General features: G+C 67.8%; 19 protein-coding genes and 1 pseudogene. 9 read left to right on the forward strand and 11 right to left on the reverse strand.

What is annotated here, in order from left to right:
- Window positions 1-228: 228 nt before the first annotated feature.
- Entirely contained in the window at window positions 229-531 is a 303-nt protein-coding gene (locus ACZ3IJ_RS08950) for a LexA family protein (RefSeq protein ID WP_467467653.1), read from the reverse strand.
- Between the two features lie 195 nt (window positions 532-726).
- Here ACZ3IJ_RS08950 and ACZ3IJ_RS08955 point away from each other — a divergent pair, with 195 nt between their 5' ends.
- The 3 genes from ACZ3IJ_RS08955 to ACZ3IJ_RS08965 are packed head-to-tail and all read left to right on the forward strand — an operon-like array spanning window position 727 to window position 2,458.
- Window positions 727-1,404: a hypothetical protein gene (locus ACZ3IJ_RS08955; protein WP_467466999.1), complete on the forward strand. Its 678-nt coding sequence runs from the start codon at window positions 727-729 to the stop codon at window positions 1,402-1,404.
- Window positions 1,401-2,057 (forward strand): Fic family protein, encoded by a 657-nt coding sequence (locus ACZ3IJ_RS08960; RefSeq protein WP_467467000.1) that lies wholly within the window; start codon window positions 1,401-1,403, stop codon window positions 2,055-2,057. The genes ACZ3IJ_RS08955 and ACZ3IJ_RS08960 overlap by 4 nt, the downstream gene beginning before the upstream one ends.
- Entirely contained in the window at window positions 2,054-2,458 is a 405-nt protein-coding gene (locus ACZ3IJ_RS08965) for a DUF5958 family protein (protein WP_467467001.1), read from the forward strand. Before ACZ3IJ_RS08960 ends, ACZ3IJ_RS08965 begins: the two co-directional genes overlap by 4 nt.
- Window positions 2,459-2,478: 20 nt before the next feature.
- Here the strand turns inward: ACZ3IJ_RS08965 and ACZ3IJ_RS08970 are convergent, their stop codons facing one another.
- A complete protein-coding gene (locus tag ACZ3IJ_RS08970; RefSeq protein ID WP_467467002.1) occupies window positions 2,479-3,009 on the reverse strand; it encodes a site-specific integrase in 531 nt (176 codons plus the stop codon).
- 455 nt (window positions 3,010-3,464) lie between these two features.
- Here ACZ3IJ_RS08970 and ACZ3IJ_RS08975 point away from each other — a divergent pair, with 455 nt between their 5' ends.
- Window positions 3,465-4,061 (forward strand): YdcF family protein, encoded by a 597-nt coding sequence (locus tag ACZ3IJ_RS08975; RefSeq protein ID WP_467467003.1) that lies wholly within the window; start codon window positions 3,465-3,467, stop codon window positions 4,059-4,061.
- Between the two features lie 19 nt (window positions 4,062-4,080).
- On the opposite strand, the gene ACZ3IJ_RS08980 is transcribed toward ACZ3IJ_RS08975, so the two are convergent.
- Window positions 4,081-4,892, reverse strand: a protein-coding gene (locus ACZ3IJ_RS08980) for an IS5 family transposase (RefSeq protein ID WP_467467004.1) whose coding sequence is annotated in 2 segments (ribosomal slippage) — window positions 4,081-4,736 and window positions 4,736-4,892 — 813 coding nt in all. Because the reading frame shifts where the segments join, the coding sequence is not laid out codon by codon here.
- Between the two features lie 408 nt (window positions 4,893-5,300).
- On the opposite strand from ACZ3IJ_RS08980, the gene ACZ3IJ_RS08985 reads away from it, so the two are divergent.
- Window positions 5,301-5,489: a hypothetical protein gene (locus tag ACZ3IJ_RS08985; protein WP_467467005.1), complete on the forward strand. Its 189-nt coding sequence runs from the start codon at window positions 5,301-5,303 to the stop codon at window positions 5,487-5,489.
- A 191-nt stretch (window positions 5,490-5,680) separates the two neighbouring features.
- Here the strand turns inward: ACZ3IJ_RS08985 and ACZ3IJ_RS08990 are convergent, their stop codons facing one another.
- Together ACZ3IJ_RS08990 and ACZ3IJ_RS08995 are read right to left on the reverse strand one after the other, a co-directional pair.
- Window positions 5,681-6,046, reverse strand: coding sequence for a hypothetical protein (locus ACZ3IJ_RS08990; protein ID WP_467467006.1), 366 nt, complete (start codon window positions 6,044-6,046; stop codon window positions 5,681-5,683).
- Window positions 6,043-6,368, reverse strand: a pseudogene (locus tag ACZ3IJ_RS08995) (transposase); the annotation flags it as partial. The gene ACZ3IJ_RS08990 and the pseudogene ACZ3IJ_RS08995, both read right to left, overlap by 4 nt.
- 264 nt (window positions 6,369-6,632) lie before the next feature.
- Between ACZ3IJ_RS08995 and ACZ3IJ_RS09000 the strand changes: the two are divergent.
- Window positions 6,633-7,247 carry a hypothetical protein gene (locus tag ACZ3IJ_RS09000; RefSeq protein ID WP_467467007.1) on the forward strand — a complete coding sequence of 205 codons (615 nt, stop codon included), beginning with the start codon at window positions 6,633-6,635 and terminating at the stop codon, window positions 7,245-7,247.
- A 137-nt stretch (window positions 7,248-7,384) separates the two neighbouring features.
- On the opposite strand, the gene ACZ3IJ_RS09005 is transcribed toward ACZ3IJ_RS09000, so the two are convergent.
- The 3 genes from ACZ3IJ_RS09005 to ACZ3IJ_RS09015 form a co-directional block, all read right to left on the reverse strand.
- Complete coding sequence (locus tag ACZ3IJ_RS09005) at window positions 7,385-7,717, reverse strand: DUF6896 domain-containing protein (RefSeq protein ID WP_467467008.1); 333 nt, start codon at window positions 7,715-7,717, stop codon at window positions 7,385-7,387.
- A 211-nt stretch (window positions 7,718-7,928) separates the two neighbouring features.
- Window positions 7,929-8,696, reverse strand: a complete 768-nt coding sequence (locus ACZ3IJ_RS09010; RefSeq protein WP_467467009.1) for a hypothetical protein — start codon at window positions 8,694-8,696, stop codon at window positions 7,929-7,931.
- Between the two features lie 450 nt (window positions 8,697-9,146).
- Complete coding sequence (locus ACZ3IJ_RS09015) at window positions 9,147-9,956, reverse strand: leucine-rich repeat domain-containing protein (protein WP_467467010.1); 810 nt, start codon at window positions 9,954-9,956, stop codon at window positions 9,147-9,149.
- A 190-nt stretch (window positions 9,957-10,146) separates the two neighbouring features.
- Between ACZ3IJ_RS09015 and ACZ3IJ_RS09020 the strand changes: the two genes are divergently transcribed.
- Together ACZ3IJ_RS09020 and ACZ3IJ_RS09025 are read left to right on the forward strand one after the other, a co-directional pair.
- Window positions 10,147-10,746, forward strand: coding sequence for a hypothetical protein (locus ACZ3IJ_RS09020; RefSeq protein WP_467467011.1), 600 nt, complete (start codon window positions 10,147-10,149; stop codon window positions 10,744-10,746).
- Window positions 10,728-11,027 carry a hypothetical protein gene (locus ACZ3IJ_RS09025; protein WP_467467012.1) on the forward strand — a complete coding sequence of 100 codons (300 nt, stop codon included), beginning with the start codon at window positions 10,728-10,730 and terminating at the stop codon, window positions 11,025-11,027. The genes ACZ3IJ_RS09020 and ACZ3IJ_RS09025 overlap by 19 nt, the downstream gene beginning before the upstream one ends.
- 492 nt (window positions 11,028-11,519) lie before the next feature.
- On the opposite strand, the gene ACZ3IJ_RS09030 is transcribed toward ACZ3IJ_RS09025, so the two are convergent.
- The 3 genes from ACZ3IJ_RS09030 to ACZ3IJ_RS09040 form a co-directional block, all read right to left on the reverse strand.
- A complete protein-coding gene (locus ACZ3IJ_RS09030) occupies window positions 11,520-12,710 on the reverse strand; it encodes a hypothetical protein (protein ID WP_467467013.1) in 1,191 nt (396 codons plus the stop codon).
- Between the two features lie 14 nt (window positions 12,711-12,724).
- Window positions 12,725-13,243, reverse strand: a complete 519-nt coding sequence (locus ACZ3IJ_RS09035) for a hypothetical protein (protein WP_467467014.1) — start codon at window positions 13,241-13,243, stop codon at window positions 12,725-12,727.
- Between the two features lie 1,033 nt (window positions 13,244-14,276).
- A complete protein-coding gene (locus tag ACZ3IJ_RS09040) occupies window positions 14,277-15,080 on the reverse strand; it encodes a GNAT family N-acetyltransferase (protein ID WP_467467015.1) in 804 nt (267 codons plus the stop codon).
- A gap of 121 nt (window positions 15,081-15,201) precedes the next feature.
- Here ACZ3IJ_RS09040 and ACZ3IJ_RS09045 point away from each other — a divergent pair, with 121 nt between their 5' ends.
- Window positions 15,202-15,759 (forward strand): hypothetical protein, encoded by a 558-nt coding sequence (locus ACZ3IJ_RS09045; protein ID WP_467467016.1) that lies wholly within the window; start codon window positions 15,202-15,204, stop codon window positions 15,757-15,759.
- Window positions 15,760-15,842: the final 83 nt, after the last annotated feature.

Here is a 15,842-nt window from a genome sequence, read left to right on the forward strand (position 1 = left end):
CTGTGCGCCGTACAACGGTATTCCCTACGGTCGGTGTCGGCACCACTGGCAGGACGGTGCACCCGTGGGCCGGTCCGCGTTCCTTCGCACGTACGTGGACCGGCCGTGCCACACTCCCGACAGGGCCGGTGTGTCTCCCCCCGTCGCACCGGCTCATCCGGCCCGGCTTGGCCCCCGTCATGGCGGAGCCGTCGCACATCCCGTTGCCGTGCCCGAACTGGGGCCGTTTCAGAGGGTGCGCATGACGGCAACGGCCTTGCCGAGGATGACCGCGTCCTTGCCCGGGATCGGCTCGTAGGCGGGGTTGTGGGGCATCAGCCAGACCCGGCCGTCCTCGCGGCGCAGGCGTCTGACGGTGGCCTCGCCGTCGAGCATGGCGGCCATGATGTCACCGTGGTCAGCCGACTCGGCCTTCCTGACGGTGACGATGTCGCCGTCACAGATGGCAGCGTCGATCATGCTGTCGCCGGCCACCTGAAACCGACAAGTTCGCTGAATCTCGGAGGGCTCTGCCTGGGAACTTGTGGCGATCCTGCCTCTACGACGTGGAGCCTGACGTGGGTTCGCTCGCTACGCATGGGCCTGTTCACGAGTTGGTCTGAACTGGGTGAATCGCCGGCTCTGAAGATCACTTCTTGTTCGATTGAAGATCGTTTCTCAGTGGTGTGACACCTCCGCTCCGTATTGCATTGGAGTTCGTACAGGTGAGCGCGGCAGAGTGGCGGGGTGAGCGAACTGTGGGCACGCACCCTGACCTGGGCAGAAGTCGATCCGTCGCGACAACCGTTCGAGCTGGACGCGGATGCGGCGGAGGCATTGGCCGATCTTGTCGCACCCTTGCTGCTCAGCCCTGCGGCCGTCCAAGAGCACTGGTGGCGCTCGCTGGACCCCGTCACCGAGTTCCTGGTGAACCGGTACGGCCGGTGGGCCTGCGGTTGGAACTGGTCGGTGGGTGAGGGCGACACCGACGGCGGGGTCGTCGACGTGTGGTGCTGCGCCCGCCACTCCGTGACGACGGCGGACACGACCGCGCCGATGGCCGTCGCAGCCCTGGTTGAGTGGCGTGACTGGATCGAGGATTTGGCGGAGCGCTTCTCCGCATTGGCGCCGCCATCGCACTCAGCGGTGTCCCCGTCCTCTGTGGATCCCTGGTATTGGGAGCGCGCGTGCACGCGGCTGGTGACCGTGGTGGCCGACAGGACGCGGGCCGAGAGCGGCTGGTACGGGCACTGCAAGCAGGTCCTCGGATGGTTCCTCGCCTACAACGGCATCGACGACGAACGAGCCCGGAAGATCGTGGAAAGCGCAGTCGGCGGTCGATTCGGCAGCTGGATCGCACCGGACGTCGCAGTGGTCGACACGGTGAGTTCGCGGTTCGCCCGGACCGTGGACGGAATCCGATGACGTCCGGCCCGGGCCACGATAGGGACGCGCTCGCCGACTGGCTGCGCATTCGCCCACAGGTCTCGTGGCCGTGCTGGAGTGGCGCTCGCCCCGGCGCGGAAGCACCGGCATACGACGGCTTCCGGGACTTCTTCACCACTACACGCGGCAGCCGCGACGCCGAAGGGACCAGGCACATCCTGACCGCCCTCGACCTGGCCCTCGCCGACGCGGCACAGGGCAGACGGCTGAGCTTCGACCTCCTGGAGAACTGGCAGCAGACAGTCCTGCACCAACCTTCCGCCCCTTTCCGCACAGTGCCGGCCTTCGCGAAGGACGGGCGGGAGCGCTATGGCCTGCCACCCGACACTCCGGCGTGGTTCGAGAGCTGTTTGTCCGAGAGCACTCAACCGGACCTGCCCCTCCCCTCGCGTGCCGCCCGGACCTACCTCGACGTCCTGTTCTTCCATCCGTTCGAAGACGGCAACGCCCGCGCGGCCATGCTGGCACTGGCCTTCGTCCTTGCCCGCGAAGGCGCCCCACTCGACCAGGTACACCCACTGCAAGCCACCCGCTGGGCCGACGACGCCGACGGCGCAGCCGATCTTGCGGTGCTGCTCGGGATCCTGGTCACCGCGGCGGAGCGCCGCCTGTCCAGTGGAAGGCAGTCATGACCGAACGAGACGTCATTCTCAACGAACTCGCCCAGGGGCTGCGCCCGATGTCACAGGGCATCGAATGGTTCGACGGTCTCAGCCCGGAGGAGCAGTCCGAGACGTTGCTGTTTCTCCGCCATCACTGCGTCCAAGCTCGCGCCGTCATCGAGGATGGACCGGAGAGCATCCGCCGTGCCGGACTGCGCCTGACGCATACGCCTGCCGTTCTGATCACACGCGGCAGGATCGACCAGCAGCTGGGGAAGATCGCCAGCCTTGCCCCTCTCGACGAGCGCCGGAAGGCGTTCCGGCTGCTGATCGCGGTACTCGCGATCTCCGATGCACGGCGCCGCAAGCGCTACTGCTCCGACGGATGCGGTCACTGGTGGCACAGGCTGTCCGCCGTGAATCCCACCTGACCGATCAGACCGGGCGAGCCTCACGGGGCGATGGGGTCATTCCTCTTGTCCGGGTGTGCCGACAGGACGTAACGGGTGGCGGAGAGGTTGGACAGGCCAAAGAGCTCCATCAGCCGGACGGGGTCGGCGCTGTGGCGCGCCTCGTCGACGATTCGGTCCACGCGCAGGCGGCCCGCGGGCAGGCCGACTCGCTGGAAGAGCAACTGAACCACGCCAGCACTGATGGGCGGACCGGAATCGTCAACGGCGGTGTTCCGGGTGGCGAAGAAGTAGGGATTGGAGCTGTCGGGCCAGCGTTGGTGGCGCTGGAGCTCCCACGCTGTGGCCAGACGCAGGGTGAAGGCGTCGAGGTAGACGACGTGATCCATGCGTCCCACCCGGCGCAGGCGCAGCTGGCCCTTGCTGCGGTCGAGGTCGGTTCGCCGGAGGTGGGCGAGTTGCCCGGGGAGGAGGACGTAGATGGCCACGAGGGCGACCATGAGGCGGTCGCGCGGGTCGTCGAAGCGGTTCAGGAGACCGGCGATGCGGTCGGAGGGCAGCGCGGTGGGCACGGATCGGCTGCTGGTGAGAGAGACGTTCCTGGCCGGGTCTCGGAGGATGAGGCGTTCGCGTTTGAGGGCCCTGAAGAAGGAGCGCAGTGCCCGCGAGCCCGCAGCAACCACTGACACGCCGCGGGTCGGGGTGAAGCACCATCCCAGGAACGTCGTCCGGGTGGAAGATCAGAAGGCTGCCGTCGAAGTTGGTCGTGAAGGTCCCCAAAGCCATCCGCGGCGGAGCCACCTCGTGGCCCGGCGGCCGCTCGTCACCCCTCACTGGTTCTCCCGTGACCACTTCCCTGGTCACGGGCTGCTGACAGTTGGCACAGCGGAAGATGGTCATGCCGTCATTCTCTCGGGCTGCACGCGGCGCTATGAGGCCCGGATGCTAAGAACTCCTATCAGAATGCGTCGTTTGTAGCGCGGCTGGTTCCTCGCGGCTCGGCACCGAGGTGCCCTAGAGTCGCCGGGTGCGGCGAAGGACAGGACTGGCGATAGCTGGGGTTGCAGCCCCGGTCTGGGGCGAGTGGTTGAACTGGCGCTGGTCTCAATGTCTCGTGAGGGACAGCGGGGGCGCCTCCGAGGCCGTGGTGGTGTTGGGCTACCGGAATCCACAAGCGACGGCGAACCTGATCAACCGATGGCGAGTCCGTGCTGGAATCCGCTCATACGCCGATGGTGCGCATGAGACCTGCGTGATCTTCAGCGGCGGTGCGACCGGCAGCGGCACTGCGGAGGCCAACCTGATGGCTGACTACGCGAAGTCGGCACTTGGGTTCGATGGCATGGTGCTCCTCGAGGACCAAAGCGTGACAACGTGGGAAAACATCACGAACGTGATCCCGCTGCTTGAGGACGTGGGCCGCATCAAGATCGTCTCTCAACCAGCTCATGCGCTCAAGGCGCGAGCGTACTTGCGGCGGCAGCGGCCCGATCTTGCAGAGAGGCTGGTGCGCGCGGATGACTACCGCCCTGGCGAGTGGATGGTCGTCAAACCGCTGCTGGCTCTGTACGGACTTTGGACACTCCGCGGCCTCAAGGCCGACGAACGGAAGGTCTTGCTGTAGACGGTCGCTATCGCGTGGCTCACGCATGGTGGTTCTTGAGCCGACGCCAGCAGATGATGCTGCATTCCAGAGCGAGGAAGGCTTCGTGGATGTCGTCGCGGATTTCCCAGCGGATCCGCAGACGGTGGAACCAGTGCGGATGTGCGAAGGCGCCTTTCACGACCCAGCGTTGGGCGCCCAGGCCGGAGCCGTGCTCGGTGCCCCGGCGGGCGATCAGCGGTCTCACGCCGAGAGCCCGGACGAGACGGCGGTACTTGTCGTGGTCATAACCGCGGTCGGCCAGCAACACGTCCGGGCGGCGCCGGCCGCGCTTGCCTCGCACCGGCGGCACAGCCTTCAGGAGCGGGATCAGCTGGGTAACGTCGTTGCGGTTTCCGCCGGTGAGCGTGGCGGCGAGCGGGATGCCGGTGGCGTCTGTGAGCAGGTGGTGTTTGCTGCCCGCCCTGCCTCGGTCGACGGGGCTTCGTCCGGTCTTGGATCCCCCTTTTAACGCCCGGAAGTGAGAGCCGTCGACGGCCGCCCTGGAGAAGTCCAGGGCGTTCTCGCTGCGGAGCTCGGCGAGCAGGGTCTCGTGCAGCCGGAGCCACACACCGGCCTCGGTCCACTCGGCCAGCCGGCGCCAGCAGGTCATGCCCGAACCGAAGCCGAGTTCCTGCGGCAGGTGTTCCCAGACGATCCGGTGTGCAGAACGAACAGGATGCCCTGGAACACCAGCCGGTCCGGATGCCGCGTGCGCCCGGGGTATCGAGCCCGACGCCCCACCTTTGGTAGCAGCGGCTCGATCACCGCCCACAGCTCATCGTCGACCTCCCACGGCTTCGGCCGCGCCACCCCGCACCCCCGGATCGTCGGTCCTGGAGCGATCCAACCACCTCGAAGATCATTTTGTTAGGGGTTCTAAGGCAACTGCATTGGCCGGCGAAGGCCCCCGGGACCACCGGCCCCCGCCACTGATGCACCCCCATCGAGCAGCACGCCGCCCCGCAACGAGCGGTCCTGCCCACCGATTCGCAGACCACGGAGGTACACCGATGACGGACACCGCCACGAGGGCAGAGGCGACCGTCCCTGAGCAGGCCTCGCCTCCCGAGGAGAAGACGTGGCCGGAAGCGCTGGGCGCCAAGCGGCTGGCCGACATGCTCGCCGAGATCACCGGCGAGCCGGTCCGCGCGCTGGACGTCGAAGAGCTCGTCGAGCGGAAGGCACTGGTCGCCGCCGATGAGTACAAAGGGCTGGCCGATGTACTCCACGCAGGCCGCGCGCGAGGGCGACGTCGAACTGCTGCGCACGATCGTCGCCGAGCGGGTGGCGTGGTTCAAGGCGAGCCTGCCCCGGGACGAGGCGGCCGAGCGGATCGGCTGGCACTGGAGCGATATCGCCCGCATGGGTCGCGAGGGCCGAATCACCATCGGGCGTGCGGACCGGTAGTGGACCCGCTCCGCGGCGACCATGCCCGCCGCCTGCACACCGCACAAGACGGGCCCAGCCTCGTCTGCGGCGGATGCGGCGTTGAGGTAGCGACGAAGGAGTCCGATTGCTGGACCGACAACCTTGTGGCACTGTTTGCCGCCGCAGTGACTGATGGGCGTACGACAGACGCTGACATCTAAGACGTCGTCTCATTTGGGGCTGGAGAGAGCCCTTGACACGAGTAGGGCGAGCTGGCGCAGGCGCTCGTAGTACCGGGTTCCTGCGGGTTCGGTGATCTGAGGGATCACTCGGTCCAGGTCCTCGATGCAGCTTTGCAGGATGCGGGTGCGCTTCGGGTCCAGAACCCCGCCGTTGTTCAGCCACGTAAGAACACAGCCGGCGGTCTCCGCATCGAGCAGCACCATGTCTGTATCCCCGAACTCAGCACGTCGCAGGCTGGCGGGGAAAGGCGCACGGCGGTGTTCGTGCCAGAGACGGCCTGCATTCTGCACCTGCTCAGATGGTTCGCTCACCTGCATTATCTTGCCGCAGCCTTTGCGCAGGCCGATGGTCACGCCTTCAGGCGGCGATAGCAGATGAGAGTGCAGGCGATGGCGGTGAAGCCAGGAAGTGCTCGGCCTTGCGCTCGTAGCGGCGGTGCAGACGGCGGCAGCCGCCCAGCCAGGACATCGTGCGCTCGATCGTCCAGCGATGCCGGCCCAGCCGTGTGGAGGATTCGACGCCTCTGCGGGCGATACGGTGCCGGATGCCGCGCGAGCGGAGCCATCGGCGCAGGTGGTCGTAGTCGTATCCCTTGTCCGCGTGGAGCTTGGCGGGCCGCCGGCGTCGTGGGCCGCGACGCCAGCGGATCGGAGGGATGCCGCCCATCAGCGGCTCACCGAAGCCGCCCCGCCTCCCGCAGCAGCCCCTGCCCACACGCCCCGGAAGCCCAACAAATCGTGGCAGCAGTCGGTGCAGGAGTGGCAGGCCAAACACGGCGACCGCATCCCCGCCACCGACCGAGTCCGCACCCTGCACCCCTGCGACCAGCACTACCCGACATGGGGCACCCGGATTGTCACCACAGCCGGGGGGGGCGGCCAATGCCGGTTCTGCACAGAGGACCGAGAGACCCCCCTGGCCGCAGGACGGGTCGTCATCATGAAGCACGCCGGCCGCAACGCCGCCTTCATCGAGGCGGTGCCCCTCACGCACCCTGGCGACCGCATCGACGCACACCGGGCGCACGGCTGGCGCATGCACGCCGGCCTGCGCTGCGCCCGGCTGCTGGACGCCATCCGAATCGACCAGGCCGTCCTGTACCGGCTGAGCCACGACGAACTGCGCCCGTTCCTGTCGCCGGACCGGATGCCTCAGTACGGCTGCGACGACGCAACCGTGGACAGCACGTGGATGCCCGCGCCATCCCTCTGGGACCTGACCGAAACCGAAACCGCCCTGCTCCGCCTTGATACCGAGCGGGCCACCGAAGAAGCCTGGCAGGCCGCGGAACGGAACCGGGACACCAGCTGGACCAGGAACATGCCGACCTCCGCGCAGGAACGACGACGCACGAACAGGGACGACTACCTGGGGGCCGTTTCGGCCCAGCGCCCCGTGGTGGGAGGGCATGGTCTCCGCAGAGCAGGCAGCGATCCACACGGAGCTGGCCGCGCTTCGCAGCCTGCCGCGAACCCGGGCGGAATACATGCAACGCAAGGTCGCCGAACTGGGGCTGAAGGCCTGACTCGGGGCCATCGGCGTGGCGCCCGATGAGTCAAAGGACACAACCCCTGAGCCGGAACAGGCAAAGCGGGTCCGGTTGGTCGGCACGGCTTCTGATCGATTCGCCTGCTCGAACTGGCCTGCAGCCTCAGATGCCTGCCCCGCCTGCGAACCGCATCCCGAAGCGATCAGCTGGCTACCCTGAACCATCCCGGCCGCACCTCGGTCAGAAGCGGATGCAGTGACCGTACTGCCGCCCGGAGCTCCTGATCCGTGACGTCGAGAGGTTCCGGCAGGCTCAGCCCGTACCGGCGCAGCCGACAGAGGTCGAAGGCTTCGCTCCCGTCGGCTGCGAAGTCCACGTCGACTTCAGTGCCGTCGTCGCACACGAAAAGGCACCCCGCCCCATGCACCGTGTAGGAGTAGGTGCCGACGTGCCCGCGCCGGCTGATGATCCGGCGCGAACGGACCAAACCGAGGACATCCGCGAGCCGCTCGAGCGAGGGGATCGCCGCCCTCATCCCTCGTCAACCACGCTCATAGCCTGGACGTAACCGAGCACGAGCTCCCGTGCGGCCCCAACCCGTTCCATACGGCGTCATCCCCCAAGCCCGTGGCTGAAGGGATTGTTCCATGGACCGCCGGCGTCTCCGCAGGGCGGCATTTTGAAACGATCAGTTATTCGAAGTCAGGATGCCCTTCTCCCGGACTGGCCGCCCGCATGCCGTCACGTCACAGGTAGCGGATGGGTGGCCGTGTCTGCCCCGACTCCGGCTCAGCGGCCTCGTCCTCGGGTGCCTCGGTCTCCCGCGGTGGTTGGGGTAGGTTCTGGAAAGGCAACCACACTCGGTGCTTGGCGTCCGTGTCGCAGCACTCGTCGTAGTGGACGCCGACTTTGAAGTCGCTCGGCTTCACCGACTCGGGGAACGTGTTCTCGATGCGGCAGCTCATGACCAACCTGCCCCCGGGGCGGAAGTTGGTTCCGTCACTGTCGTCCTGCAGCTCCTCACAGCCGGAGTAGAACGCCCCGGTGGACAGCTCACACAGGCCGACCCCCTCGAGCGGGAGGCAGTCGGGGAACTTCGAGGGCTTGGCGAAGAAGCTGAATCCCCAGTTGTGACCCACCCATAGGCTGTTCGGGGCCGGAATCTCTGGGCGTCGGTCGTCTGTGACGGTCATCTCCACCGTCAGTGTCACGTGCACCTCGCCGGGCTTGTCGTACTGCACGCCGTCGCCGTTGACGTCCGTGGAGAACCCCCGCCAGGCGTACCCGTAGCGCCAGTCGTCAATGGTGACCGCGGTGAGCTTGGGTGTTGTCGGCTTCGGTGCAGGGGTGGCCTCGGGGGTGGGTGCGGCGGTGGTCGATGTCGGGCTGGAGCTGGGCGCGGCAGCAGGCTGGGTGACGGTGTCTGCGGGCTTCGCGTCAGCCTTTTCTGACGAGGTGGTGCACGCGGTGGTGGTGACGAGTAAGGCGACGGCCGCGAGGAAGCGGTGGCGCACGATGGCCCCCTGAACGTGAATCGTGTTGTACGGAGACTAGCGATCCCCCGTGGAGCCACGTCTGCGAACCGAGAACAAGGCACTTCCTTGCTCCGTGGCAATTCGCGGACGCTACAGCGTCCTCGAAGCTGGCGATGCCTGCGCCTGGATGTACCGGAGCTGGGCGAAGGGGCACCAGGCATCCCTTCGGCGACACGTGCGGAGACTCCAGCCTCGGCAACTAGGAGGGCAGCGGTGAGGCCTGCCGCCTCGCGCCCGCCGCAGAGCCGCGTCAACGGAATCCAGATGCCCAAGCGCCCGAGTCCTGCTTGCGTGACGACCTTGCAGGCTGGCGGTGGCGAAGGCCGCGCAAGCGCCGGGCAAGCGGTCTATGGCCTTCTGCTTCTCGGCCCCCGCAACCAGGAGTTCGTATCTCCGGGGAGCGGCGCACGGCGAGGAATGTTCGGCTGGTCAGTCCCAGTCGGACGCCTGCTGGTCGACTCGGCCGCCTGTGTGCGATGTGGGGCTGTAGCCCTTCGCGCCGTCGGGCAGTTCGGAGACACACGCCGACGAGCAGGCGCTGACCAGCAGAGGAAGCACGTCGGTGGCCACGCGGAGCGAGATCCACACCTGATGGAGTCCGCCCTGTGCGATCGGATGGTTGCAGATACTGCAGCGATGGATGGCGGCGGTGCCCCATCGCCGGGGATCCAGGTTCGCCAGATCGAGGTACGCGACGGAGTCCTGGGCAGGCTGAAGCCTCGGGAAGGGCGGCCGCAGCTTCTCGTTGCCGAACAACGCGCGCGTGCTCACTGTGCTGCGGGTCAGCTTCCGGCATCGGGTGATCTTGTAGGGAAACCAGTGCAGCCGGTAGGAGGTGTAGGGGGTGAACTCCTCCAGGCTGGTCATGGATCCGATCTCGGGCGGGATGCGGACCACGTTGCTGCCGTAGAGCACCAGGTGCTTGACCGCGGTCAGCCTGGCGATGCTCGGCGGCAGGGTGATGACCTGCCGTCGCTCTTCTGGGCTCAGCTCGGTGAGGGGACGGAACTCTTCGCGCCCGTCGGCAATGGCCTCATCGACCAGCTCCAGCAGGTGCTGCCAGCCTGGGGCGGAGGTGTCCTGTCGTTCGGTGTGGAACCCGACGCGGGCTCGCGGGTGCGGCCTGGACTGGTCGAAGCACGAGCACGCGTCCCGGCGGGGCCCCCGCCGCTCCGGGGCTGGATCTGATGTGTCGCCCCAGCGGTTCACGTAGAGCCTGGTTTCGTCCTCGTCCGTCATGGCACCAAGATACGGAGGTTGCTGTGGGCCGCGTCAGTGGCCACTTCCAACCTGACGGCGGTGGCGGTGTGTTGTAACTGAGCGCTTCGTTACCAACCGCGTCCGGACGAAGCCAGCCACGTTGGAATCAACTGGGCGATCGATCCCGATCATGACTGGATGACGGTTCAGGACGGGGAGGCGAGGCGGTATGGGGCTGGACTACAGCTATGAGATCTTCATGTCCCCTCGGAACGTTGCGAGGGCGCTCACCCAGCTGGCCGAGCTCGCCCCCCAAGGCCGCGAGACGCCACCGCTTCCGGTGACCCTGCCGGGCGGAGAGCAGTTGATCGTGCCGTTCACCTCGAAGTTCAAGAGCGAACCGGTCGACTGTTCGGCAGGCGGCTCGCTCGAACTGGACACCTCGATCGTCGTCGGCACCGACGACGCGGTGCGCGAGTTCTTCCTCCGCGATTCCGACAGGGTCGACGAGCAGGGACGGGTGTCGGTCGGGTACATCTACCTGACGGTCAGGTTCTCCCCCGCATGGCACCCGAACTTTGCGTCACTGCAGTTCACAGCCGCTACCTCGAGCATGAGCCGGATGTTCGTGCGGTCCGCGAGCGTCAGGAAGGTGTTCACCGACCTCACCGCCACTACCGGTGGTGTGTGCTGCCTCCTCGACACCGAGACCGACATCTTCGACATCTGCTGGCTCAATGGCGAGACGTTCAGTGGTGAGACCGTTCCCGGCACCCGTTTCTCGCGCTTCCAGGATCTCGTCGCCGCCTGGTGCGAGCCGGTGGAGTAGAACGGGGACGGCGCCCGCACGGGATACGGCGCACCTGCCTGGTCAACGCAGCCACCGAGACCATCGTCCAGCGCATCACCCAACGCGCGGAAGATGACGTCCACGGCGCAGCGCACGCCGATCACAGCTTTCTGGAGGACATCGCGGCGGGCGCATACGTCCCTGACGGCTTCGTCGATATCTCTCTCGACCTGCCTACCCTTGTCGTCGACACCTCCGACGGCTACACCCCAGGTATCAAAGAGATCACCGACTTCGCCCAGTCGCCGAAGAGGCAGTAGCCCCGAGAATTGAGGTGGCGGCGGCCGAATTCCAGAGGCGCTGCGTGCGCCACGGCAGGTGCCGCTTGCGCCGACGCCCCGACCGCAGAGTGGTCGAGGGCGCCGGAGGCGTGATCTGGCCGGGCGTCAGCGGGCCGCTGTCAGCTTGGCGTGGACCTTGTTGAGGTGCAAGTCGACGAGGGTAGGCGAGCCGAAGACGATCAGCAGCACGTTTCCGTCGCGGATCGCGGTCTGCTTACACCGTGTCCCACCCGCCGGTGGACAAGGTCAGCAGCTGGCTCCACGGCTCGTCTCCGAGTTGGGGCGCGCGGTCACCTCTTGCGTGGTCATGTCGATGACGGTTCCGCCGACGAGGACCTGGTACTCCGGGCAGCCGGTGTCGCGGTCATGTACCGGTGCGCCGCGGCGTCGCATCGCCTTGGCAGGCGTCGGTTCGTGCGGCGTCTGCGGGCTGAGAGATGATCTCCGGCACGCGGTCCGGCAACTCGTCGCTCAGATCGGGAAGGCCCAGGGGTCGTCGTCGTACGGTTCGGACTCTTCGGGATGAAGCATGCGACGAACGCAACGCAGCAGTCCTGGTTCACCGTTTCCGCCGGCGGCGGTCATCCACGGCAGGGCGTCCATAGCGTGCGCGCATTCGTCGGTGGCGAGCGTGTCACAAAGGTGGTTGAGCTCCTCGGGGATGGGTTCGTCCGTGAGGCAGAGCCAGCCGATCGCTGCGGCCAGGCGGGCTTCGGGGGTCTCTGTTCGGTCTTGCCACCGCTCGCGGAGCCTCGAGGTGGTTGGCGGGTGAGCGTGGGCCCGGGTGATCTCGGCGGCTGCCAGGAGCAGGGCGGCGCGGACCATGGTGTCGTGCTCCGTGGCGAGCCTTGTGTCGAAGGTGGTTCGGATCGTGTGGTCGGGGTCGGCGGCGGTAGCCAGAGCGTAGGCGGCGTCGATGCGGAGTCTTGGGTCAGTGTCGTCGAGAAGGGGCAGGAGCAGGTGTGCTTCGGTGGTGATCTCGGCTCGGGCGGCGGCCACCGACCAGCCTGCCGGGTAGCCGGTCACCTCGACGCCGTAGTCGTCGTAGTCGTCGGGGGCGTGGCGTCGGGGGTCGGTGCGGTGGAGGAGCAGTTCATCTCGGGAGGCGACGCCGAAGTGCTGGGCGCGGGCGGGGCTTGAGAGTACGTGGAGGGCGTCGGCACGGTGTGGGTGGTGGGCATCGGTGGCGATGGAGATCAGGAAGGGTACGGCGAGCGCGGCGGCAGCTCGGCTGTCGTTGGCGCACATGCCGACCAGCAGGCCCGTCGTAGGGGGAGCTGGGCTGTCGCCGGTGTGCAGCAGGTGAACGGCTTGACGGACATCGTGCCCGTGGGGGAAGTTTCCCCATGGGACGGCGTCGAGGAGGGAACCGTGCTTGGTCTCGGGATGGATGCCGGCTATCACCGCCCTCACATCGAACGCTCCTCCCACGAACGAGGCCAGCTCCGCTCCGTCCGCCAGCGCCTGGCACATCGCGAACGTCGGATCGGTTTGCCAATCCCCCACATCGCACCCCCACCATCGAACTATCAGAGACTGGATCATGCCTTCTTCGACCGCCCCCGCCGACCGATCGCCGGGTGTCCAGAGCGCCTCCCTGCATGTTCGAAACGCCGAAGTCCGCAGAGCACCCTGTCCTGACTGAGTGTTCTTGTCGAGCACGCAGGGGGATCTCCCTACCTGCCGACGGTGCTCCAGTCGGTGGGGGCGGGCGGTACCGAGCGGCCCGCGGCGTGCTCACGAAGACGCCGGGTCAGTTCCGGCAGGTCGTACGCCGGGAAACTCACCTGGAGCAGCTGGAGGCCAAACCGCGATGCCAGTTCCTCCTGGAACATTGCCACGTCCATCGGCTTGACGTTCACCTCCCATGCGTCTGGGGCTGCCCAGTGCGTCATACGGACGTAGAACGCGTCCCGCTGGCCGGCATTCGCCACAGCTGAGAGGAAGGCCAGGCCGCTGTCGACCGGAAGGTCGATGAGCGTCCATCCGCGCTTGGAATCCACCCATTCCTTCATGTGCGGCAGCTGCTGCGGCCAGTCCGCGTTGCTCTCGCCGACGTCCTGGCAGCAGGTGAGAGTGTCGAATCCGCACTCCCAGATCGCTTGGATTGCGGGTGCGAGCTGCTCGTCGATCTGTGCGTGCCGGTCGCCCACCCGGACGAGAACAGTGGGATGGGTGCCTTCGTAGGACGTCATCGAGCGAGCATACGAGCAAAGTACGACACCCTTCCGGGCAGGTGCTGCCGTGCGCCCCAGGGCCTACTGTCGAGCCGGGGCCTGCCGTGCGACGTCGGCCGATTGCGACGCTCGGTCGCAGGCCGCTGGCCGCCATGCCCCTTGTTCTCGCAGCCAGCGGATGGGGCCCGGGAGGGGCGCCCGAACTTCGGGCGTGGCTCCTTCACTCCGCCGATTCCACCATCGCAGGAGTGACCGCAGTCGGCGCTGTGTGCGTCGGCGCCACGACGACCGCCCTGTGGTCCGGGCCACCTCTTCGCATCACCGCTCACCTCTGACCGGGGGTCGCCACGAGGCTCCTCCCTCATCCAGGAAGGAACGGTGCTGTCCGTGACCAAGCGTGGCCTCAAGTCCACCACTGTCCCCTGCGGCGTCGGGGCAACTCCCGGAGCACGCGGTCACCGCGGTGGCCGAGAGCGAACGTCTCCTCGGCGAGCGCGAGCACCAGTGCGTCTAGATGCGGCATGAGGACATCGCGCGAGTGGCGAGCGCGCGTGGCTTCGGCGAGGTCTGTCAGACGCTCGGGCGCCCGGCCGACGTACCCACGGAAGCTGCGGGAAGCCTCCATGCGAAGGCTGTCGACTGAGCGCGGAAGGCCATCGAACGAGTGCCCCACGTGAGCGCCCTCGATCCCTGCGCCGGTGACGTCCGGGCCAGCACGCAGCGCGCCGCAGCTGATGGACCGCGTTCGCGGAAGCATCAAGCTTCCAGGAAGAGTTGTACGGGTGTCTGACCGCACGGGGCGATGGGTTGTTCGAGCTTGCGGACTCGGTGCGGTACGTGCCGGGTACAGTCCACTCGGCGGTCGAGCCGACGCTCCTGCTCGAGCACCGACGCGGGCAGGAGCGCTATGTACGACGACGTCAGCCTAGCCGGACCGACACCGACCGGCTGCGTTCGCTGCTGGTCGGTCTGTCACTGCCCTGGTCCCCTGCCGGGCGCCCGATCCTGGCCGTCGACAGCTCACGCGTTCGACTGTACGGGCGAGGCTGCGTCAGCTGCCCGCGCCCTGCGGGAGCGCCGTGAACGTGGCCTCGGTGAACTCCGTGACGTCGGTGAAACCGAGCCGCCGGTAGAGCTCCACAGCCGTCGCGTTGTCCGCCCGGACGTTCAGCCCGATGTGGTCGACGGTCTCGCCGAGCCGCCGGCACAGCGCGGCCACGCATGCTCCACCCGCACCCTGCCCACGCAGCTCGGGGTGGGTGGTCACGTTCCCGATGGCGGCGACGCGGTAGGCGGGCGAGTAGACGTGCACCCCCGCGACCGCGACCAGCCGCCCGTCCCGCCGGGCTCCCATGTACTGGCCGGTGTCCAGCATCCTGTCGTCGAACCAGTTGCCCGGATACGCCCGCGCGAACAGCTCCAGAAGCTCCGGCAGGTCGCCCCGGTCCAGCGGAGCGGGCTGCCAGGGGCCGTCCGGGTGGGCAGCGGTGGGTCCGGGATCGGTGAGGGACATCCGCAGCAGGACGCCGTGTCGCTGGACCTCGTACGCGGACTCCAGCACCTTGGCGGCCTCGCCGGTCAGATGGCCGAAGAAGCGACGGGGAAGCACGGGCAGCAGCGCGCCGGCCAGCTCCTCCAGCTCCGCCGCTGCCCCGGGACGCGAGAAGGCGAGCAGGGTGGGAATGTCGCCGACCGCGTAGAGGAGCGCGACCGGACCGCTCCGTGACACGGTGTACCAACTGGTGTGCGGCCACAGCAGATCGTCGAGGTCGCCGAGTTCCATCAGGTGCATCGCCGGATCCCGGTCGAAGCGGTCGGCCAGGACGGATCGGTCGTGAAGAGCGCGCAGGGTCACCCCAAGAGCGTACGGCGCCGCGCGCACGGCGACGGGAAGGGGTCTGGCGATCGATCGCACGGTCGGGACAACCGGTCCCCGCCGTTCACCCTCTCTCATGACGAACCCGAGGGAGGCTGCTTTGACGACCGGTATGACGAGCACGGGCCCGATGCGCCCGGGACAGGTCGAGGCCGCTTGGGCGGTCACGCTGGCAGCCGTCGCGACGGAGGTGCTGGTCTGGGCGCTGGGCGCCTTCGTGGTGCCGCCCACGGGCCTGGACGAGCTGACCGAGTACGCGGACGAGGGCGCGGCGATCGGTCAACTCGCCGTGTCGGCAGCGGTACTGGCCGGGCTGCTGGGCGGCTGGCTGGCCGTGGCGGTGCGCATGCGGGCCGGCCGCGGCTGGGCCCGCGCCGTCCTGACCGCCGTGGGTGCTCTGTGTCTGCTGTTCCGGGTGAACGACTTCGGGATGGAGGGTGTGGAGCCCGGGTGGTGGGCGGCGGTCAACTGTTTGCCCGACCTGCTGGCCGCGGCCGCCGTCGTCCCGATGTACCTCCCCCAGGCTCGCGCGTACTTTTCCGGTTCGTCCCAAGTCCGCCCGACGGCCTGCCCCCGGGTCGAGCTGTGCGGCCCTCCTGCCCGCGCTGTGCGGGCGGGGGTCTCCATGCACGCCGGCCGAGTCAAGACGGGGCGGTAGATCAGTACTGCGGTTCAGGAGGGGGGTGTGGGCCGGGTACCGGTTCGTGCTTCGTGCCGGTCGGGGGCGCTGTCGGCAGTGGT

It is taken from the genome of Streptomyces sp. NPDC013317, assembly GCF_055563155.1.